This window comes from Pseudomonas sp. EA_105y_Pfl2_R69, from assembly GCF_963970915.1.
In the GTDB taxonomy this organism is placed as follows: Bacteria; Pseudomonadota; Gammaproteobacteria; order Pseudomonadales; family Pseudomonadaceae; genus Aquipseudomonas.
In genome coordinates, this window is record NZ_CAXAOO010000003.1 from 212270 (window position 1) to 232837 (window position 20568).

Below are 20568 nucleotides of genomic sequence, written 5' to 3' on the forward strand. Positions count from 1 at the left end.
GAATCCTGATTCACTTGAACAATAGTGAATCAGGATTCAGATCATGGCTTATCGCACCACCGCCCTGCGTCTCGACCGCGACCAGGCCCTGCGTGAACGCATCCTCGCCTGCGCCCTGGCACTGGTGGTCGAGGGCGGGTTCGCCGCCCTGACCATGCAGGCCCTGGCCGATGCCGCAGGCGTCGCCACCGGCAGCCTGTATCGGCACTTTCGCAACAAGGGTCAGTTGGCCGCCGAGGTGTTTGCCCTGGCCAGTCAGCGTGAAGTGGCGGCCCTGGCGCTGATCCTGGGCTCGCCGGGGCGTCCGCCCGAGCGCCTCGCCGCGGGGCTGCGGGGCTTTGCGGCGCGGGCCTGGCAGAGCCGCCAGCTGGCCTTTGCCCTGATCGCCGAACCGGTGGAGCCCGAAGTCGATGAGCAGCGCCTGCGCTACCGTGAAGCGTATGCCGAGCTGTTCGTCGAGCTGCTCGACGAGGGCGTCGCCCAGGGCCTGTTCCCGCCGCAACCGAGTCATCTGGTCGCCGCCTGTCTGGTCGGGGCCATTGCCGAAGCCCTGGTCGGCCCGCTATCGCCACCGGCCCGCGCCGCCCGCGAAGCCGGTTATCCCGCACCGAGCCTGGAGGACGTCAGCCAGGCACTTGTCACCTTCTGTCTAGGTGCCATTGGCACCAAGGAGCCGCAGCCATGAATGCCAGTCAGTACGCCGAAACCCATGAAGTGTTCAATCAGGTGCCGCCGCTCGACGGGGCCAACCTGTACCGCCTCGACCTGCCCCTGCAGGAGTGGACCAAGCGTTTCGGCGGCGGCTGGGCCGAACAGCGCCTGGAGGCCTACGGGGCCCTGGCAGGCGGTGAACTGATGGCGGCGGGTTTTCTCGCCAACGAGAACAAACCGCTGTTCAAGAGTCACGACCGTTATGGTCATCGCCTCGATCTGGTGGAGTTCCACCCGGCCTATCATCAGCTGATGAGCGCGGCCATCGAACATGGGCTGCCGTCCATGCCCTGGACCGAACCGCAGCCAGGTGCCCAGGTGGCCCGCGCCGCCATGAGCTATCTGCACAGCCAGGCCGAGGCCGGCAGCGGTTGCCCGTTGACCATGACCTTCGCCAGCGTGCCAGCGTTGAAGCTGCAGCCGAATCTTGCCGAGATCTGGCTGCCGAAAATCCTTTCGAAGCAGTATGACCCGCGCAACCTGCCGATCGAGCAGAAGAACGGCGCGACCATTGGCATGGCCATGACTGAAAAGCAGGGCGGCACCGATGTGCGTGCCAATACCACCCGCGCCTATCCGGTGGGCCTCGGCGGCCCAGGCCAGGCCTACGAGTTGGTCGGCCATAAATGGTTCTGCTCGGCTCCCATGTGCGACGCCTTCCTGACCCTGGCCCACACCGACAAGGGCCTGACCTGCTTTCTGCTGCCGCGCCACCGCCCGGACGGCACGCGCAACGAGTTCTATATCCAGCGCCTGAAGAACAAGCTGGGCAACTGGTCGAACGCCTCCAGTGAGGTGGAGTTTCGCGGTGCCCTGGCCTGGATGGTCGGTGACGAAGGTCGCGGTGTGCCGACCATTATCGAGATGGTCGCGCTGACTCGCTTCGACTGCATGATCGGCTCCAGCGCCCTGATGCGTCAGGCCCTGACCCAGGCCGCCCACCACTGCGTCCATCGCCAGGTGAGCGGCCGGCTGCTCAGCGAACAGCCGCTGATGCAGAACGTGCTGGCCGACCTGGCTCTGGAAAGCGAGGCGGCACTGGCCCTGACCCTGCGCATGGGCAAGGCCCTGGACAACCCCGCAGACCCACAGGAAGACAAGTTCGCCCGCCTGGTCACCGCCGTGGGCAAATACTGGATCTGCAAACGTGCGCCGGCCATGATCAACGAGGCCGCCGAGTGCATGGGCGGTGCCGGTTATGTCGAGGACAGCATCCTGCCGCGGCTGTACCGCGAGGCACCGGTCAACTCGACCTGGGAAGGCTCGGGCAACGTGCAATGCCTGGACGTGCTGCGCGCCCTGTCCAAGGAGCCCGGCGTACTCGATGCGCTGTTCCATGAGCTGGGCGACGGCCATGGCGATGCGCGTGTGCAAGCGCATATCGCCAAGCTGCAGGCGGATTTCCGCGACACCGCCGATATCCAGTACCGCGCCCGCCAGCTCACCGAAGACGTGGCCCTGGCGTTGCAGGCCAAGCTGCTGCTGGAGGCGGGCAACGCGGTGGTGTCCGACGCCTTTATTGCCAGCCGCCTGGGCGGCCAGGGCGGACGGGTCTACGGCACTCTGCCGCGCGGCATCGACGTCGAGGCGCTGGTGGCGCGCAGCTCGCCGGCTGGGCTCTGAGGGCGGGGGCCGGTTTTTCGGCGGGCTCAGCGCTTCTGCCAGATCAGCTTGCCGGTATTGCTGTCGGTCACCAGATACTGCTCGCTAAAGTGATAACGGGCGGCGGGCTGGTAGTCGCTGTGGCCTTGCAGCTGCACCATCAGCAGGCCATCGACATTCTGCCAGCGGCCGCTGTATTGCAATTCGCCGGGGCTGTCGTGGTGCCAGTCCGCGCCGCCCGCGACGCTGCGGGTCCACTGCGACACGCGGCCGTCGGCGCTCAGTTGCAGGATCATCTGGGTGCTCATGGCGGCGAAGCTGGCTGCGCCGCTATTGATCTGTTGCTCGTGCACCCAGGTGCCGACCAGTGCCGGGTCGCGAGGCTGTTTCTGCGCCTCTGCCGCTGCGGTCTGCGGGCTGTGGGTCTGCCGGTGGAACAGCGCCTCGCGCTCCAGCACCTCGCCGCTGCGTGGGCTGCGGGCGGCAATGCGCACATTGAGCATGCCGTTGGCGTAGTTGGCATTCATGTTGGCGATCAGCAAGCCCGAGCCCGGCTCGCTGATCTGCGCCGTCAGTGACTGGCCGTCAAAGCGGCCGCTGATGTTCAGGCGCAGGTTGTTGCGCTCCACATATTCGCCTTCGACCTGCTGGCCCTGGCTGCGCAGGATCATCTCGGCCGGCTGGCCGTCCAGGCGGGCGAGGTAGTGGCCGTCCAGCTCGGCGGCGGCCAGTAGCGCGGGCAGCAGGCCAAACAGGCCGATTATCGGTAGGCGCAGCATTCCGTGATCCTTGGGAGTGGGCTGTTGAACAGATTAGCCGTTGGTGCTTGACCTGGGGGCGGCCCCGCAGTTGCAGACTGGCCGCGAATCGATGCAGAGGAGTCCGGCAATGAACCGTCAGCAAGCCTTTTGGCATGAATACCGGCAGGCCCGGCTGCAGCGCGGCCGAAGCCCCGCGGCCGAGCTTTACCACCTGGAGCGCGCGCACATTCTAGGCCAGTCGGTGTTCCTTGAGCACCTGCGCAGCCATCTGTGGCTGCTCGCCTGGGCCTGGCGGCAGCGCGACTGGGCCGAATGTGCCGCGCAACTGCTGCGCGTGCCCGGTAGCCTGGGCTCGTTGCTCGGCCTGTATCCCCTGGGCAATCCCGGGACACGGCGGGTCGGGCCGCTGACGCCGCAGGCCCTGCCCGAGGATTTGCGGGCGCTGCTGATGGTGCGCGAGTAAGCGATGTCGCGCTATCGCAATTGCGCCTGATCAGGGCAAGATAGAGCCATTGAGATCAGCCAGGAAGGTGCCCCGTGAACCCTTGTTCCGAAGACTTTATTGTCGCCAACACCGCTGAAGAAGCGGTGGATCGTCTGGCCGCCTTGCACCTGCAGGCGACCACGGGCTTGAGCCAGGCGCTCAAGCGCTATCTCAAGGAACGTATCAAGCCGGATGCCGAGCAGCAGTCGCGTTTCCGCTACCCGGAGCTGCGTCTGATCTATCTGTGCCAGGGCGAGGTGCCGACCACCGTGCGCGCCTATGCCAAGGTGCAGGTGCCTGGCACCTACAGCATCACGGTCACCCACCCGGCGGCGTTTCGCAAATACCTGCTGGAGCAGCTGCATCCGCTGATGAACGACTTCACCGTGCGCGTGGAGGTGGGCGTCAGCCAGCAGAACATCCCCTATCCCTATGTGGTCGAGCAGGGGGATGAGCTGGCTGGCAGCGGAGTGACTGCCGCCGAACTGGCGCGGGTGTTCCCCAGCACCGATCTGTCGGCTGCCACCGACGGCACCGCCGATGGCCTGTACGACTGGGAAAGCACCGACCCGCTGCCCCTGGCGCTGTTCGATGCCGCAAGGGTGGACTTCTCCCTGCGTCGCCTGGTGCATTACACCGGCAGCGACTGGCGGCATGTGCAGCCGTGGATTCTGCTGACCAACTACCACCGCTATGTCGACCAGTTCATTCGCCATGGCCTGGACATGCTGGTGGGAGAATCGCGCTTCACCCGCATGGTGCTGCCGGGCAACGTGGTGATCGAACGCGGCATGGCCGAAGGCGAAATGCAGGCGATCATCGAGAATGTCATCTGGCACCGTTACCAGATGCCGGCCTACCACCTGCAGGCCGAGGACGGCCATGGCATCACCCTGGTCAATATCGGCGTCGGCCCGTCCAACGCGAAGAACATCACCGACCACCTGGCCGTGCTGCGTCCGCACTGTTGGCTGATGATCGGCCACTGCGGTGGCCTGCGTCAGTCGCAGACCATCGGCGACTATGTGCTGGCCCACGCCTATATGCGCCGCGACGGCATCCTCGATCGCGTGCTGCCGCCGAACATACCGCTGCCGGCCCTGGCCGAAGTGCAGCAGGCGTTGCAGGAAGCGGCCCGGCAGGTGACCGGCGAACAGGGCGACGAGCTGAAGAAACGCCTGCGCACCGGCACCGTGCTGACCTACGACGACCGCAACTGGGAGTTGCGCTGGGCCCAGGAGCGGCCGCTGATCAACCTCTCCCGCGCGGTGGCGGTGGATATGGAAAGCGGCACCATCGCCGCCCAGGGCTATCGCCTGCGGGTGCCCTACGGCACGCTGCTGTGTGTATCCGACAAGCCGCTGCACAGCGAGATCAAGCTGCCGGGTGCGGCGGGGGCCTTCTACGAGCGGGCGGTCACCCAGCACCTGCATATCGGCATCGCCGCGCTGGATCTGCTGCGCAGCCAGCTCAACTCGCTGCACTCGCGCAAGCTGAGGAGCTTCGATGAGCCGCCGTTCCGCTAAGGCGTCAGCCGCGGCGCAGGTGCAGAATCGGAAACGGCCGCCCGCCGCCGTCCAGCGGTGAGCGGCCTTCTACCACGAAGCCCTGGCTCAGGTAGAAACCCAGCGCCTTGGGGTTCTGTTCATTGACGTCGACCTGGGTTGCGCCGAGGCGCACCACCGCATCGTTGAGCAGTGTTCGACCAATGCCTGTGCCGTGCTCCAGTGGGTCAACGAAGAGCATCTCTACCTTGCCCTCGGCATAGCCGAGAAAGCCGGTGATCTTGCCATCCTCGCCACGGATGCAACTGAGCTGAACCTGGGGGAAGTACTGCTCGATCAGTAAGGGTTTGAGCAGCTGAATGTCGTGTTCTTCGAGAAAATCATGGGTGGCGCGTACTGCCGCCTCCCAAACCTCAAGTAGGCGAAGCAGGTCGGCGATACCTGGGGTTTCGATCTGGGGTGGCATGGGGGCTCATAAGGTGGTGAAAAGGGGCAAATCATGCGACTGATTTGCCCCTGCTGTCACTTGCTGGCGTCCAGCACCACGCGATAGCGCGCTTTGCCGGCGCGCAGGTGGTCGATGGCCTCGTTGACGCGGCTCATGGGGAAGTGCTCGACCTGCGGCAGGATCTGATGGCGCGCGCAGAACTCGAGCATTTTCACCATATTGGCGGGCGAACCAACGGGCGAGCCGGACAGGCTCTTTTGTTTCGGGATCAGGTTGAACACATGCACCGGGATCGCGCTGGGCACGATGCCGACGAAGTGCAGCCGGCCTTTGCCCTTCAGAGTGCCAAGCATGGCGTTCCAGTCCAGGTCGGCGCTGGCGGTCACCAGAAGAAAATCCAGGCTGCCGGCTATGGCCTTGAGTGCCGCGCTGTCTGTGGACGCCACCACCTTGTGTGCGCCCAGGCGTTTGGCTTCTTCCTGTTTGCTCAAGGACGAGGTGAAGGCGGTGACATCGCAGCCCCAGGCATTCAAGAAACCGAGGGCCAGGTGGCCGAGGCCGCCGATGCCGACCACGCCGACCTTGTCGGTGGGCTTTACATTAAAATCCAGCAGCGGGCTGAACACCGTGGAGCCGGCGCAGAACAGCGGGCCGACCAGGGCCGGGTCGAGGCCGTCCGGCAGCGGCACGGCCCAGGCCCAGTGGCTGCGCAGGCGGTCGGCGAAACCACCGTTGCTGCCGACTATGGTCGGTTTTACCGTGCCGCACAGCTGGTGCGAGCCTTCCATGCAGGAGCTGCAATGCATGCAGCTGCCCTTGTACCAGCCAATGCCCACCCGCTGGCCGAGCTTGAGGCCGCGCGCCTGCTCGCCCAGGCGCACCACGGTGCCGACCACTTCATGGCCGGGGATAAAGGGGTAGCGGGCATTGCCCCATTCGTTGTCGATCATCGACTGGTCGGAGTGGCAGATGCCGCAGTATTCCACGGCCACTTCCACCTCTTCGGCACCCAGCGGGCCGGGGTCGTAGCTGTGCGGTTCGAGGGGCGCGCCGGGGGCCTTGGCGGCCCAGCCGGTAAAGGTATCGACGATGGATTCGGACGAACTCATAACAATGGCCTCGGGACGGGATACACAATCTAGGGTCTGTTGCCGTTTCGTTCGCGGCCGCGCCGGAGCCTGTTTTAGCGCGAGGCAAGGCACGAGACACGAAGTTTGGTTGTTCCAAATGAGTGTCGAGAAACGCAGTATCGCGCTAAAACAGGCCCGGCCCTTCGGGTTGCGCGCAAAATCTCGCCATGCGGTGTTGGAGGACTTGGCAAGGGAACAACCATTACCTGCGTCCTCCGCCTAGCCTGGCGAGATTTTTCGCAGCAACGCGGCTCGCGACGAAGCGGCAACAGACCCTAGCCAGCATAGCCCGCTAAGCCTGCGAAGGCTGTGCGGATCACTCAGCCTGATAGTCCAACCTTGGCCTCGGTTACACTGGCGGCCTCGTAACCTGCTGCTGGATCACCTATGTCGCGCCCACCTCGTCCTGCGTCCTCCCGTCCGCACAGCGGCAAACCTGCCGTGCGCCGCGTGGCCAAGGCACCGCCCGCCGAGCCGCGTTTGCTGCTGCTGAACAAGCCGTTCGATGTGCTGACCCAGTTCAACGACGAGCAGGGCCGCGCCACCCTCAAGGACTTTGTCAGCGTGCCCGGCGTGTACCCGGCCGGGCGCCTGGACCGCGACAGCGAAGGCCTGCTGCTGCTGACCAACGACGGCGGCCTGCAGGCGCGCATCGCCGATCCCAAGCACAAGCTGGCGAAAACCTACTGGGTGCAGGTGGAAGGCGAGCCGAGCGAGGCGCAGCTGCGGCAACTGTGTGACGGCGTGCAATTGAATGACGGCCCAACCCTGCCGGCCGAGGCGCGGTTATTGGAAACGCCCGAACTATGGGCGCGCAACCCGCCGGTGCGCTTTCGCAAGAGCATCCCGACCGCCTGGCTGGAACTGGTGATCCGCGAGGGGCGCAACCGCCAGGTGCGCCGTATGACTGCGGCCGTGGGCCTGCCGACGCTGCGCCTGGTGCGGGTGCGTATCGGCCCGTTTGGTCTGGATGATTTGCAGCCGGGGCAGTGGCGCGAAGTGCCGCCTCGGCTGGATTGATCAGTAGCCGGCTTTGATAACGGCGATACCTTTATCCAGTACTTCATTCCAGGCGCTGCGGGTTTCGTTGCAGTACTGCTGATCATGCTCGCCGATGGTTTGCAGCAGCGCTTGCTGCCATAGAACGTAAAGTTCAGGGCGAATATCCATGGCGGCGCGGGAGTGACTGCAGCCCAGGGCGCGCAGCTTGGTGTCGGGCATGCCACGCGCATGCATCACCAGATTGAGAATGCCCTGACGCAGAAGTAGCTTTTGCCCGTTCATCTCGGTATTGGCGAACTTTTCGCGCACCTCAGGTGAGCTGGCGAGGAAATGCCGGTAAAAACTATCGAAAAAGTCTGGGCTGGCGCAGCAGCGGCCATAGCTCTGCATCACCCGGTCGGCGGTGGACATGAATACTCCTAGGAAACGGCGGAAAGCCGCATTCTAGCGCGGTTGGATGCACTGGGCGTGCAGTAGTCGGCGCGGAGCAGCTTTCTAGCCGTGGATGCCGCGGCTCGCTTCGATGATGTAGGTGATGATCGGCTTAGCCAGGAAGGCGAACAGGCACAGACCCAGGCCGAGGAACAGGATCGCCGTACCCAGGCGGCCGGCTTTGGAGGTTTTTGCCAGGTCCCAGATGATAAAGAACATAAACACCATCAGCCCGCCGACCAGTGCGTACATCATCAGGGATTCGAACTGTTCGGTTTCCATTCGGGCCTCGTGAACCTGCAGGTGCTCGGCTGGGTGCCGACAATCGTTGTGCGGCGTCGCGGTCGCCGCCACAGAGGGCGCGATTATACGCGCCAGCGGCCGCTCTGCCAGCCGACCACGGCCAAGGTGCGGCGATCAGCCGCGCAAATGCTGCAAGGGCAGCTGGGTGCTGGAGAGAATCTGCTGCAGCACGAAGCTGGAGCGCACGCTGGACACCCCCTCGATGCGGGTCAGGGTGCCCAGCAGCAGTTTCTGGTAGTGATCCATATCCGGCACCACCACCTTGAGCTGATAGTCGGCGTCCATCCCGGTGACCAGGCAGCATTCGAGTACTTGCGGGCATTTGCGGATTTCTTCCTGAAAATGCTCGAAGCGTTCCGGGGTGTGCTTGTCCATGCCGATCAGCACGTAGGCGGTCAGCGTCAGGCCCAGCTGCTTGCGGTCGAGCAGGGCGACCTGGCCGAGGATATAGCCATCGTCCTGCAGCTGCTTGACTCGCCGCGAGCAGGGTGAGGGCGACAGGCCGATGCGTTCGGCCAGGTCCTGGTTGGACAGGGTGGCGTCGCGCTGCAATTCGGCGAGGATATTCAGGTCGTATCGGTCAAGTCTGTTCATCTATGCCACGCTATCGTTTTTTTCTTGTGCTAAAGCATGCGCTTGTGGCTATTAATTGCGCAAGCGCCGGGTATCTCAGCAATATTCGCAATCTTCTGCTGCGCGGCTGCGGGTAAGCTTTACCTCAGTTTCAAGGCCCGGACGACAGGTCCAGCCGCTTCGCCCAATCAGGTGAGCGGACGCCGCCGATCCCACCGGATCGTCACGGCACCCGGGTCCGCACTGCCCAACCAGGCGGGCGAAGAAAAAGGCGTTATCCTCGCCAATCGCGGACACACGAAAAAGGGAGGCCTGCAGGCCTCCCTTTTTCGTTGCACGCGGAATAATCAGCCGTCGAGCCCGGCAAACTGCCACAGCCACCAGGCGAGAATCGCCAGTTGCACGAAGAAGCCGGCAAAGCGCAGCCAGACAAACAGCGGGCCGGTGCTGATCAGGTGCATCAGGCTCTGGAACACGCGTGCGCCAAGCAGCACCAGGGCCAGCGGCTCGGTGATCGCGGTTTGCAGGGTGGCGATGGCATAGAGCAGCAACGCTGCCTGTAGCGGCAGGTTCTCGAGGCAGTTGGCGTGGACCCGCACCAGGCGTTGGCCAAAACCGCCTGGGGTGTTGCTGCCATCGGGATTGAAGGCGTTGACCGCCATCTTGCCGCTGAATACCAGCAAGCCGCGCTGGTTGACCAGCAGCACACTCAGCAGCAGGGGCCAGGTGATCAAGCCAAGCAGGGCTGCTGCGCTTGCAGTCAGGGACATGTGTTCGCTCCTCGGGTTTTGTTGTTGTGGCTGGGGCGAAGCGAGTCTATGGCTTTTAGAGTATTTGCTCTAGTTTTCTGTGGATGCAGCTGTCGAGTGTTTTGCCGCGCTGTATGGGTCGGCATGCACCAGCACTTCGGCCCGGGGGAACTCGGCGCGAATCGCCGCCTCCACCTGCTCGCACAGCCGGTGGGCTTCGCGCAGGCTCAGTTCGCCCGGCAATTCCACATGCAGTTGCACAAACCAGTGGGTGCCCGACAGCCTTGTGCGCAGATCATGGGCACCGCGCACGCCGGGCACGGCGCAGGCCAGGCTGTGCATGCGCGCGCTGATCTGCGGGTCGAGTTCCTGATCCATCAGTACCGCGGCGGCTTCGCGGACGATTCTGATGGCGCTCCAGAAGATATACAGGGCGATGCCGATGCCGAAGATGGCGTCCAGTTGCGGCCAGCCGTAACTGGCCAGCAGCAACGCCAGGAGGATGCTGCTGTTGAGCAGTAGGTCCGAGCGATAGTGCAAGGAGTCGGCGCGGATGGCGGTGGAGCCGGTCAGCTTCACCACGTGGTTCTGGAACAGCAGCAGGGCGATGGTCACCGCCAGAGACAACAGCATCACCGCGATGCCCAGGGCCGGGGCACCAATCGGCTGGGGGTGCAGCAGGCGGTCGATGGCGTGGCTGCCCACCAGCACGGCGCTGGCCCCGATAAACAGGGCCTGACCCAGCCCGGCCAGGGCTTCGGCCTTGCCGTGGCCGTAGCGGTGATCCTCGTCGGCCGGGCGCAGGGCGTAATGCACGGCGATCAGGTTGAGTAACGAGGCCGCGCCGTCGAGCAACGAGTCGGTCAGCCCCGCCAGTAGGCTGACCGAACCGCTGAGCCACCAGGCCACGGCTTTGGCCATGGCCAGGGTCAGGGCCACCGCCAGTGCGGCAAAGGTGGCCTGGCGCATCAGGCGGGCGTGGTGCGGCAATGTGGTCACAATCGATCCGCTAGGTCGGGGCTCTACCCGACAAAGATAGTTCAGTGCAGCGGCGCTGCACGGCTTACGCCGCGGGGCGCAAGCCGTAGGCTGCCAGTTGTTCGGCGCTGCCGCTGTGGTGGATCAGGCGCGGGTCGTCGAGCGGCAGGCTATGGCCGGTTTGCACTTCGATCAGGGCCTTGAGCTTGGCCGGGTCGATCTGGCCGTCGGCGTCGACCAGGTTCTGCAGGTCGGCGGGGTTGACCTGGGAGGTCATGCCGCCGGGCAGATAGATCGCGCCGGTGGCGAAGTCGATGCCGAAGGCGATCAGGCCGGGGATCACATAGAAGAGGATGCCGATGGCATTCAGGGCCGCCACCGTCGGGTCGATCCGGCCTTCGATCTGGCCGCGGCGATCCGGAAAGAACAGGGTGCCGCAGGCGCTGAGTTGGGTGAGCAGGGTAACGGCCAGCAGGCCGCTGAGTACGCGCTTGTGGGTGGGCATCGAGCATCTCCTGAGAAAAACTGGCGCAACTATACAATCCCGGCATGGCAATAGCGCTATGCCATATTTAAGACCGCGGCAATGCTCTGCGGGTTCGCCGCTATAATCGGCTCCCCCGACTGGAGCCGTCATGACCGCCGCCTATCGATGCCCTGTTGCCCGCCCTGCGCGCGGCCCTGGCCAGCCGCCACGAAGCCGTACTGGAAGCACCGCCCGGTGCCGGCAAGACCACCCGCGTGCCCCTGGCCGTGCTGGATCAGCCCTGGCTGGCGGGGCAGTCGATCCTGATGCTCGAGCCACGCCGCCTGGCCGCCCGCGCCGCCGCCGAACGCCTGGCCAGCGAGCTGGGCGAACAGGTGGGGGAAACCGTCGGCTATCGCATCCGCCTGGACAGCAAGGTCGGTCCGCGCACCCGTATCGAGGTGGTCACCGAAGGCATACTGACCCGGCGGCTGCAGGACGATCCGGCGCTCGAGGGCGTGGGCCTGGTGATTTTCGATGAATTCCACGTTTTGCCACTTGCATAAAAATCCAAGAAGTATTGTCAATCCTTTACCCATAGATCCTAGCCGTGAGACCCCAGTCCTAGGGCCTGTCCCTGCTCCTATGGCCAAGGGTAGGTGGCCCTAAGGAATCCATCTTTCCTGTCTCGATACCCTGCTATCCATAGGTCAGTGATTGATGTCGGGTTTACCAAAGCCCACTAGGTCTTGCGCTGGAAGATCGGGAAGAAGCTCGTCTGGACTTTGAGCTTAATCGTGTCCTTGATGTCGATCTGATTCGCTTTACGCCTTGTTCCACCTGACGGAGTGATGATCTCGATGTCGGGGTTCTCAATCATTGTCACGTGAATGTCGTCGCTATGCGCAGGGGTGTGGTTGTAGATGCGGCTGTAGAACTCGCCCATATTCAGTGCGTCGCCAAACTCGGAAACTACCTTGGGTATGTCGTCGTGTAGTTGACCTTTAGCCTCGTCTCTCGCATTCATATCGAACAGATACAGCGTGCCTTCTTCCTGAGGGTCGTGAGCAAGCATGTTTAGGCCAGATCGGCCAAAGTGAGCCTGGGACTTGCTGTTCTTGTGCAGTACGTTGTTGTACACCTGCCGTGCCCGGTAAGAGCTGGCAAGGTGGATCAGCCAATAGCGCCATCCCTGAGGGTTGTTGATGGAGAAGGGACTGACAAACTGTGCGCACTTTTGGAAGGCAGAGAAAACGATATGTTCAGCCGTCCCAAGCCATTGGCGATTGCTCATCTGCTCGGATAGAAGGTCAAGGTCAAATTTGCTTATCGAGAGATGCGCGAGTTGTCGTGCGAGAACTTCTGGATTGTTTTTCTGCAGATAGGTCAGTAGTGCGGTAATCATGAAGGTGTAGAAAATCTCGGTCGAGTTGTCCGAACTCATGATGTCTCGCAATGTTTCAGTCGTGACGTGGCTGTGGCCGCATTGATCCAGATTGAACAGTACGTTTCGGAATCTACCCCTCTGTAAATACTCCTTAATGCGAGGGTAAATCTTCTCGAACTCATCGTTGAAGTATTCGATGTTGACTGTTAAATATTCGCTCGAGTCAACTTTTTCAACCAGAACTGGGGCAAGGTGAGTTTTTAGGAGCTCAAGAGCGGCAGGCTCATAGTCATTGAGTATCATCGTGCAATCAATGCGGATCGGGGCGAGGTTTTGCACAGCGCGATTTACATTGATGACATTGATTGCTCGGTTAAGCTCTTCAATGAATATCAAAGGAGAGCCTGGGGAGCCACATCTGTAGCGCCCTCCGCCCGCAAAGCCATCCACAATGGCTAAGCGAAAGCGCTCCATTCTAGGGGTCTGGCAGCGCGTTATGACGTACTCGTAGAAATACTCACGGAGGATTTGGTGCTTCATTCTCGAGTGATCGGCCAGTTCAGCACCGTCTTCCCACTCGTACTTCTTTCCTACCATCTCAATGTCCCTATCAAGTCGTTTGTATTTCTATAGGGAAGCAGCACCTACGATGTTGACTGGCATTTCATCCCAGGTTTTGCCTCGATACTCACGCCCATTCGCCTTCTTGGATCGGCGAATATTATCTTTTCCCCAGGTTCCCCATTGCTTGAAAAAGAATGCGGTATCACTTTCTAGGCATTGCGCATAGATCTCGTCAATCCACCCTTCCTTGACTTGGCGAGCCTTGTTACCGCTCTCGCCTCCAACAATGGCCCAATCTATGCCAGTTAGGTCGATTGCGCCAACAGGGCCAATCAAGGGCTCAAAAGAGATAAATCGGATATGGGCCGGCGTTTCCTTGATGTGCTGGGCTCTCTCAGCGGTCTCGCTGTTTTCAATCGAGGTGCCAAGCCAAACGTTAGGAAGAACTTCCTGAATGATGTCCTGAAGGATCTGTTTCATCCGCTCAGGACGCTTCGTTAGAATCTGGTAGTTATGCTGCGGGGTCTCCCGCATCACCTTCCAGACATCTTGGATGAAGCTATCGCTGACCTGCTCGTGGAACAGGTCACTCATAGAGTTGACGAACACCTTTCGCGGCTTTTTCCAGCGATAGGGGATCGCGAGCGACTCCCTATCCTCGATGACCTTGCCGTTCCAAACCACGCGCTTGTTTTTCTTACGAGTCAGGCCGGTGTATTTGGCCATCCCCATCGACTCCAAGCGTCGAGCCATTTCCATGGCGTAGCAGTTTTTGCAGCCCGCGCTGATGATTGAGCAGCCTGCCACCGGGTTCCAGGTGGAGTCAGTCCACTCGATCTGTGTTTCTGCCATGTCCTTGTCCTGCTCCCGTTCGTTGGCGTTCCTGGTTGGTGCACCTGAGACCCGAGCGGGTGAGATTTGGTAGCTATCTTAGAGAATGCCTGAGTGAAAAGGCAGGCCGTTCTGCGTGTTAGTGAGGTAGTCAGTACCATAGGTTGTGCTGTACGGATAGCCAGTATAGCCATTAATGCAACCTTTGTTGTGAGCGTTACTAGAGGGCTGCCCCTGATCGTGCCTTGTGCTCTACTCGTCTGACTCTTGAGCCCGAGGCGCAGGTAGACTAAGTGTTCGGTCATGCCCAATTGGCGTGTACTGCTCGTTAACACTTTTGGCGTAGAGTTCCAATGCAGCAGTAATAAATTTATTCATTTCGTCTTTCGGTAGAGTGTTGATGCCAGAGCTATTTTTCTGGTCGTCATCGCTCTCGCTAGTGGCTGCTTGCCTTATTAGGCTAATGAAGGTATCCAGGGGAATTGAATCGCCCTGGGCTATCGAAACCAGTGATGACTCGATGGCAGTTTGTGTGGATGTGCTTTGTGGCAAACCTTGTGCGGCATCAAACGAGTTGCATTCCAGCTCTCTCAGTTTAAAGAATTCGTACGTGAACTCTGTTTTGGCATCTTCTTTTCGCTTGTTGAATTTTACCAGTACCGAGGTGCCTTCTTGGAGCTGTGTTCTGCTGATAAAGTCTTCATAGACTTCGAAGTTAGGGTGGATTATCTTGTAGCTATCTTTGTCTTGGTGTGTGTCTTTGATTGTGGCCGGGTTGTGAAAAAGGCTGGTCTTGTTCTTCTTTATCTCCATGTTGCATCTTTTGCATGCAACTGAAAGATTGCTTATTTCATATGTCAGTGGCTTGCAGTGGCTTTTTGGAACGATATGCTCTCGATCAATCGTAAACAGGCCTCCGCCATAAAGATTACTTCTGCAGTAGCAGCATAGATTTTTCTGCCGCATCAGGTGGAAATATTTAATTCTATTCCTTAAAGCCTTTAGGGTGTCCCGAACTGGCTCCATTCCGACCTGCTCTAACTTCCATGAGTCATGTAGAGCTAGCGCGTGTTTGATTGCGTCAGTCTCCTCAGTTGTCAGGGCGAATTCTGAAAGAGGAGGATGCAATGGATCATGGCTCATTAGCTCTATCCTCATCTATCTTCTTCGCGAGGTTCTGGGCCGCACTGAGGAAGTTTTTCTGAGTCTCATCAAATGACGCTTCGCTGATGTTTTCAATGAATTCTAAAGTGTCATTGATTGTGGTCTTTCTTGACCACAGGTCATCAAGCTTGGTCGCTAGCATCTCACTTAGGAACCTGCTTGCAGGCGGCATTATCTCGAACTGCCCCCAGAGCAACTCTTCAATATTGGCTGTTGATGGAGGGACAACTTCTCCTCTCCTAGGATGGATGAAGCGTAGATTTGTTGCTTGGTCTAGTTGAGCGCCAGTTACGAGCAGAGGAGAGTGTGTGGCAATAAATATTTCCATGTCATAGTAGCTTATTAAGTCTAATAGAAATGGAACATACTCACGCTGCCATGATGGATGAAGGCTGTTTTCTGGTTCGTCAATGAGTAATAGTCTCGTCTCTTTTACTTCGCTTAACAGAAACATCATTGACGTGATAAGGCTGAGCTCGCCAGAGCTTGCGTTCTTGAGGGGGATGGGGCCAGTGTCTTCCTTGTAAAGAGTGAACTCTGCAGCGGTAACTAGCTTCCACTCCTTCAAGTAGTCTTCTTTGCTCAGAAAATTCATCAGTTGATGAATTTCGTGGAAGTCTATGCTTTCATTGAAATGAATGTCCGCAGATATCTCGTTTTTACCATAAAAGAGATCCTCGGCAGTCCTCACCGCTTCATAGGAGCGCGGCGAGTCTTTAAGCAGCTCTCTCATTCTGTCAAATTCATAAGCTGCTCTGATTGTGATGCTTATTTTTGGAAGATAACCGCAGTGCCTTAAGACCATTTCTATTTTGTGCAGCTCAGAATATCCCTCCAGAAGGAATTTTTTGATAACCGCACTCATGACTTGGTTTGGTCGGGAACCTCTCTTCTTCGCGGAGAATTTCTTGAGTCTGCTTAGATTTGGGGATTTATCATGAACAGTGTTGCATATAAATATAGCTTTCTCAGAGCGGTCTCTTGCGAGGTTTATCAGGTACTCGCTTTTTCCGGCGCCATTTCGGCCTACTACAAAATTTACGCTCACTACTCAGTTCCCATATGATAGTTGTCGTGCTGGCATAAATATTTATTAGCGATTTAGAGTGCCTTCACAAACCACTAGCCGTCTACTGATGGCTGATCCGTAGAGTCACTCGGAGGTGCAACAGTACGAGACAGAGACTGCATGTTGAGCGTCAGTGGAGGTAATCCTGCTCTAGCGAATCGATACCTCATATACGAAGAGATATCGTCTTCGTGTGACGAAACAATCAGCTGGCGATCCTTTAGCTCACAACGCAGCAAGTCCGTTAGAGACGCAATGTTTACTTCATCCAGAGACTGAGCAGGGTCGTCAATCATTATAATTGGAACGTCGGAGTAAACTCTATTCAATGAGAGGAAGAAGGCAAGGCTAAGCGCCGAGACTTGTCCAGAACTCATTGATAGCATGGCGTCATGTTCAGAGCGCTCGGCAGTGGCAAATCGAAGCTGATTTCCATCTTTGCTTTCAATAAATAACCCGAGACCACGCTGGTAATTTTGAATTAGTCGGCCACTGTAGATATGGAAGACAAGCTCGATTTCAGAAATCGTATGATCAGCATAGGATTTCTCTACGTTTTGCAAAACTTCGCGCAGCGACACTATTCGGTCTTTGACTTGTTTTGCTGCTTTAAGCTCACTGCGGAGTAGATTAAGTTTCTCTACGGCTGTCTTTAGCGCATTGCTCTGAGCTTCATTTGCCTTTAGGGCAATATACTTGAGCTTAGCCTGCACGCTCTGAGCCTCTAGCACATAAAAATCATTTTCGTGCTCGAATGATTCTTCGATAGCAGACTGCCAGCTATCAGGTAACTCAGCCGTGTCTTCTTTCTTCTGTGCTCGGAATAGCGAAATAAGCTCTTCAAACCGTTTTTCCTCTTCAAGAGGATCTACCGTGTGAGTATCGGGGTATGGGATTCCCTTTTGTTCGAGCTGCTCTCCTACGATTTTAATTCTTCCGATTTTCTCCTTGTGTTCAAGCAGCAATTCATGGAGTTCATGGTCGTAGTTTGATGTTTCTAATCTCAAGCTGTTCGTTAAGCGTTCAGCCAGTTTTTCTAAGTCCTTAGCAATCGCGACAGTTACCTCCAGCAGTCTCTTTCCATCTTCGCCCATCGAGTCTGAGACTTCATTTGACCTTTTTTCGATTGCATTGAGCAGTTCTTGATGTGTTCCCCAGTCTTGCGAGCACAGGGGGCAGGAGGCTTCAGTTGGGGTAAGTTTAAAGTGTTTTTCTAGTAGGTCGTTCTTAAGTCTATTCATCTCAGCTACAACTGTTGCATTCGCCGCTGCTGAGGAGCTTAATGTCATGCGCTTCGCAATATTTAGTTCGAGGTCTTTAAACTCATCAGGGTTCCAGTCTGGGATGGTTTGGATTTCTTGGAACTCAATATGAACAGCGCCTCTGTCCAGAACCCTAAGAGAAGCGGTCAGCGCATTGATTCTGGATTTATCAACTGAAAGCTCCCCTAGGCGACCAGTTGTTTTACCAACCTGAACCAATGCCCTAAGAAGATCATTTTTTGTACTAATGTAATTTTCTATATTTAAGTTAGATTTTCTAGTTTTGATTTCTTGCTTAAATGGAATTAGCTCAATAATTTTACGCGCGCCTTGGTTGTAGTTATCGTGCGCTTCTCTGCTATATGTAGTGAATAGTTCCTGCTTATCCCAGTTTGGTTGAATTTTTGCGGTGCTGAGTTTTTTGTACTCAACGCCTTCAAGACCTGACTCAAGCATTGCGCGAAGCGACTTAACTTGATCGTCAAGCTGAGTTTCCTCGGCGCGGCGCTCTTTGCTGAGCTTCTGAGTCAAGCGTCTTTCCAGCTTCCTGCATTTTTCTATTTCGGAAACAATGGCGCTGGATTGGAAGAGGCTTTCTAGTGCTGCTTTCCTGTCATCAAGGCGTGTTGCGAATAGATATTCGCTTTGGCCTTGCTCAAGATAGTTAAGGAATGAGTAATTTTCTTGAAAATTTTCTCCGAAATGCTCAGAAATAATGCTTTCGTTCGAGATTTCTAGATCATTGAAATTTACTTGTTCAAAATGGTTGAGTTCATAAAGTTTGAAAGGAGTGAAATCATTACCTCGGTTATTTTCTTTCGTCCATAAAACCTCGGGCGATGCATGTCTCGCAAGGATAAGAGATGTATCATCTTTCTTGAACTCGATCTTTATATATAGATCGTTGTTTCGGGATCGAATGTTCCAGAAAAGGTTGTCGTCGTACTTTCGCTTCCCTGCGGTCATCACGTTTTTGAACAGACGCTGAACCCTGGCGATTTTTCCGGTTAGCAACAATTCAATAGCATCAAAGATGCTGGTCTTTCCAAAGCCATTGGGGCCGTCTAAGGTCAAAAGTGAAGCGGAGTTAAGATCTAGCGATATGCTTCTGAAGGCCTTGAAGCTGGATATCTCAATTCTGGAAATTTTCCATTTCATTTTTAATCAGTTCCTTGACTAGGTCATCGAGCGCAGAATCTTCTTCTAACATGGCCTGCAGCTTTTCGTAGGTCGCACTTAAGTCAGCTTCTGTCACGGCGGTTTCTGCCTGGGCTTTCAATGGCACGAGCTCTCGAGTTTTATGTGGTAGCTCGAGGAATGGAAGCTTTATAAAAATTTTAGTTGCTAAGCTATACGCGGTTGCTGCTAGAGGCCTGCCTTTGTAATCGTCAAACTGACTTTTGTCTGAGATTGTCTCGGCCAGCTTTGCATAGTCAAATCCGTTTAGGGCCTGCTCTTCTGCTTCGCTATAATAGAGGATGTATTTTTTATAGTGATAGGCATTCTCCTCAATGGAGAATATCTCATCTTCTAGTTCTTTGAACTCTGCAAGCTTATCCAGCTTTAAGAGGCAAATTAGATCGCAGTTCTTTTTGAAAGCAGGGTTCTCGATAAAGTCTTTTGGGGCGGTCTGAGTTATTTCCTCGTTAAGCTCTTCTGGTGATTTCAGTTCACTCAGTTCATTTACAATTGCGAATCTAATCGCTTCGTCCTTGCGCCGGAGGTAATAGGAGGCTGTATCGGTTTTATGGGCTGATACAAACCCTTGTGCGATCAGTGCCTCATCAATTATCTGCTTAAGCATTCAATTTAGCCTCTGCGTCATCTCGCGTAATGATGGCTACATTCAGTTCTCTTGTGATCTTCCCGTCCTGGCTCTCTCCCTCATACCCTGGGTCAGAGCCGTCATTATCTGTGATCTTGGACTCAATGCTGAATGACTTGGGGGCTGTGTGCGCTATCAGATTTTTATATTCGAAGAGAAGGGGTAGAAGCTTTTCATTTTGCTTCATCTCAAACCTGATGTTGTCCACGCATGAGCGGCTTTCTCGCTCGCTAAGCAGAGCTAGTGCGGTGGGTAGGTAGAAGTTGTAATCGTTATCTAAATAGTGGGGGAGTCTTTCAAGGGTTGGCTCTATACAAAATTCTTGAATTAATACCGAATACCTTTCGATATCAGTACGCTGTACTTTTGAGAATCGCTCTGATGGTTTAATCAGTTGGCACAGATGCTTTAGGTCATCGGCGTGTAGATCATGAAGGTGGTCAAATAGGCCTCTCATGCGGAGGTATTCCGGATCAGTCATGTTCTCTAGAGTGGCATCAAGGAGTAACTCAAGGTACTCAAAAATGTTTTTTCGCAGCTCTATTGCGAAATACTCTACGTCGTCTTGCAATCCCTCGTTCAGGAGGTCATCTAAGAGTTCGGCAGAGCTTATGCGATTAGTATAGGCCGCTTCGTTTTCGGTCAATCCACCAACTTGGTTTTGCTTGTGGATATCTATCGCTTTGCTGCTAATTTTCTCAGATAAAAGGCAGTAGTTTTGCTCGGCAAGCTTCTCACTTGCTGGGTAACCCTTCCTGCCTTCATATACCTTCTTGAGAAGTGCCTTTGTTAGAGCCTCTATATCGCCGAGTCCGCAATACTTATTGCCGCCGTAGTCATAGAACTTAACCACTTCATTGTTAGCGTCTTTGTAGTCTGAGGAGTCGCTGATGTTTACGGAAACGTGGAAGTATCTGGCTGTTCCCTTTTGCCGGTCTCCAGAAATTTGCGCTGACTTCGTGAGAGCTTCGCTGTAATTGCTTCGATAAGATCCGATTTTTGCTTTTACTTGGTGTGCGCTGAGCAGCTTACCTTGTTGATAGATGGCAAAGTCATCAGTGCTGTCAAGCTGCAACTCAAAGTCAACTACATCATCTAAAATCAGTTTTAAGGAGTGATACAGCGCGACCTTCCCCTGGTAGACAAAACCGCTCCAAGATGAAATCGCGCTATCAGGATGACTTACTGTGTTCACTTCTGAGTCCTTCCATTCTGACTCGAATACTCAATTGTCGGTGATTCCAAAATGACACTGCTGACTAGATTGCCATCCGCTGCAGCGCTTGTCGAACAGGCCAAACGGATCCCAAGGGCTGCAAAGC

General features: G+C 56.7%; 21 protein-coding genes and 1 pseudogene. 6 read left to right on the plus strand and 16 right to left on the minus strand.

The genetic code is table 11. From position 1 onward, the window contains the following. Window positions 1–43: 43 nt before the first annotated feature. Together AACY13_RS10325 and AACY13_RS10330 are read left to right on the plus strand one after the other, a co-directional pair. Window positions 44–685 (plus strand): TetR/AcrR family transcriptional regulator, encoded by a 642-nt coding sequence (locus tag AACY13_RS10325; RefSeq protein WP_339461254.1) that lies wholly within the window; start codon window positions 44–46, stop codon window positions 683–685. Next, on the plus strand, window positions 682–2334 hold the full coding sequence (locus tag AACY13_RS10330) for an acyl-CoA dehydrogenase family protein (protein ID WP_339461256.1): 1653 nt from the start codon (window positions 682–684) through the stop codon (window positions 2332–2334). Before AACY13_RS10325 ends, AACY13_RS10330 begins: the two co-directional genes overlap by 4 nt. Before the next feature lie 26 nt (window positions 2335–2360). Here AACY13_RS10330 and AACY13_RS10335 read toward each other — a convergent pair whose 3' ends face one another. Further along, window positions 2361–3092 carry a hypothetical protein gene (locus AACY13_RS10335; protein WP_339461258.1) on the minus strand — a complete coding sequence of 244 codons (732 nt, stop codon included), beginning with the start codon at window positions 3090–3092 and terminating at the stop codon, window positions 2361–2363. Between the two features lie 109 nt (window positions 3093–3201). Here AACY13_RS10335 and AACY13_RS10340 point away from each other — a divergent pair, with 109 nt between their 5' ends. Together AACY13_RS10340 and amn are read left to right on the plus strand one after the other, a co-directional pair. Beyond that, window positions 3202–3537, plus strand: coding sequence for a DUF3703 domain-containing protein (locus tag AACY13_RS10340; protein ID WP_339461259.1), 336 nt, complete (start codon window positions 3202–3204; stop codon window positions 3535–3537). Window positions 3538–3611: 74 nt separating this feature from the next. Beyond that, on the plus strand, window positions 3612–5084 hold the full coding sequence (gene amn, locus AACY13_RS10345; RefSeq protein ID WP_339461261.1) for an AMP nucleosidase: 1473 nt from the start codon (window positions 3612–3614) through the stop codon (window positions 5082–5084). A 4-nt stretch (window positions 5085–5088) separates the two neighbouring features. Here the strand turns inward: amn and AACY13_RS10350 are convergent, their stop codons facing one another. Together AACY13_RS10350 and ahr are read right to left on the minus strand one after the other, a co-directional pair. Further along, complete coding sequence (locus AACY13_RS10350) at window positions 5089–5529, minus strand: GNAT family N-acetyltransferase (protein WP_339461262.1); 441 nt, start codon at window positions 5527–5529, stop codon at window positions 5089–5091. 56 nt (window positions 5530–5585) lie between these two features. Continuing rightward, a complete protein-coding gene (ahr, locus tag AACY13_RS10355) occupies window positions 5586–6620 on the minus strand; it encodes an NADPH-dependent aldehyde reductase Ahr (RefSeq protein WP_339461263.1) in 1035 nt (344 codons plus the stop codon). Between the two features lie 471 nt (window positions 6621–7091). Between ahr and AACY13_RS10360 the strand changes: the two genes are divergently transcribed. Continuing rightward, window positions 7092–7661: a pseudouridine synthase gene (locus tag AACY13_RS10360; protein ID WP_339461801.1), complete on the plus strand. Its 570-nt coding sequence runs from the start codon at window positions 7092–7094 to the stop codon at window positions 7659–7661. Here the strand turns inward: AACY13_RS10360 and AACY13_RS10365 are convergent, their stop codons facing one another. The 6 genes from AACY13_RS10365 to AACY13_RS10390 form a co-directional block, all read right to left on the minus strand. After that, window positions 7662–8054 carry a globin gene (locus AACY13_RS10365; RefSeq protein WP_339461264.1) on the minus strand — a complete coding sequence of 131 codons (393 nt, stop codon included), beginning with the start codon at window positions 8052–8054 and terminating at the stop codon, window positions 7662–7664. An 84-nt stretch (window positions 8055–8138) separates the two neighbouring features. Then, window positions 8139–8357 carry a DUF2788 domain-containing protein gene (locus AACY13_RS10370; protein ID WP_304866600.1) on the minus strand — a complete coding sequence of 73 codons (219 nt, stop codon included), beginning with the start codon at window positions 8355–8357 and terminating at the stop codon, window positions 8139–8141. Between the two features lie 135 nt (window positions 8358–8492). After that, the gene (locus tag AACY13_RS10375) at window positions 8493–8972 is read right to left on the minus strand and encodes an Lrp/AsnC family transcriptional regulator (protein ID WP_339461266.1); all 480 of its coding nucleotides are present in this window, start codon (window positions 8970–8972) and stop codon (window positions 8493–8495) included. A 326-nt stretch (window positions 8973–9298) separates the two neighbouring features. After that, entirely contained in the window at window positions 9299–9721 is a 423-nt protein-coding gene (locus tag AACY13_RS10380) for an MAPEG family protein (RefSeq protein ID WP_339461268.1), read from the minus strand. 69 nt (window positions 9722–9790) lie between these two features. Beyond that, entirely contained in the window at window positions 9791–10669 is an 879-nt protein-coding gene (locus AACY13_RS10385) for a cation diffusion facilitator family transporter (protein WP_339461803.1), read from the minus strand. Between the two features lie 94 nt (window positions 10670–10763). After that, the gene (locus tag AACY13_RS10390) at window positions 10764–11183 is read right to left on the minus strand and encodes a polyribonucleotide nucleotidyltransferase (protein ID WP_339461269.1); all 420 of its coding nucleotides are present in this window, start codon (window positions 11181–11183) and stop codon (window positions 10764–10766) included. 143 nt (window positions 11184–11326) lie between these two features. On the opposite strand from AACY13_RS10390, the pseudogene AACY13_RS10395 reads away from it, so the two are divergent. Beyond that, window positions 11327–11692 (plus strand): annotated as a pseudogene (locus tag AACY13_RS10395) (DEAD/DEAH box helicase); the annotation flags it as partial. 194 nt (window positions 11693–11886) lie between these two features. Here the strand turns inward: AACY13_RS10395 and AACY13_RS10400 are convergent. The 7 genes from AACY13_RS10400 to AACY13_RS10430 form a co-directional block, all read right to left on the minus strand. After that, on the minus strand, window positions 11887–13128 hold the full coding sequence (locus AACY13_RS10400) for a three-Cys-motif partner protein TcmP (RefSeq protein WP_339461271.1): 1242 nt from the start codon (window positions 13126–13128) through the stop codon (window positions 11887–11889). Between the two features lie 30 nt (window positions 13129–13158). Then, the gene (locus AACY13_RS10405) at window positions 13159–13947 is read right to left on the minus strand and encodes a DUF5131 family protein (protein WP_339461273.1); all 789 of its coding nucleotides are present in this window, start codon (window positions 13945–13947) and stop codon (window positions 13159–13161) included. Between the two features lie 231 nt (window positions 13948–14178). Then, window positions 14179–15069, minus strand: a complete 891-nt coding sequence (locus AACY13_RS10410; protein WP_339461275.1) for an HNH endonuclease — start codon at window positions 15067–15069, stop codon at window positions 14179–14181. Then, window positions 15059–16138, minus strand: coding sequence for an AAA family ATPase (locus tag AACY13_RS10415; RefSeq protein WP_339461276.1), 1080 nt, complete (start codon window positions 16136–16138; stop codon window positions 15059–15061). The genes AACY13_RS10410 and AACY13_RS10415 overlap by 11 nt, the downstream gene beginning before the upstream one ends. A gap of 74 nt (window positions 16139–16212) precedes the next feature. Beyond that, window positions 16213–18579: an AAA family ATPase gene (locus tag AACY13_RS10420; protein WP_339461277.1), complete on the minus strand. Its 2367-nt coding sequence runs from the start codon at window positions 18577–18579 to the stop codon at window positions 16213–16215. Continuing rightward, entirely contained in the window at window positions 18554–19225 is a 672-nt protein-coding gene (locus AACY13_RS10425) for an ABC-three component system middle component 1 (protein ID WP_339461279.1), read from the minus strand. Before AACY13_RS10425 ends, AACY13_RS10420 begins: the two co-directional genes overlap by 26 nt. Continuing rightward, window positions 19218–20441: an ABC-three component system protein gene (locus AACY13_RS10430; protein WP_339461281.1), complete on the minus strand. Its 1224-nt coding sequence runs from the start codon at window positions 20439–20441 to the stop codon at window positions 19218–19220. Before AACY13_RS10430 ends, AACY13_RS10425 begins: the two co-directional genes overlap by 8 nt. Window positions 20442–20568 lie beyond the last annotated feature (127 nt).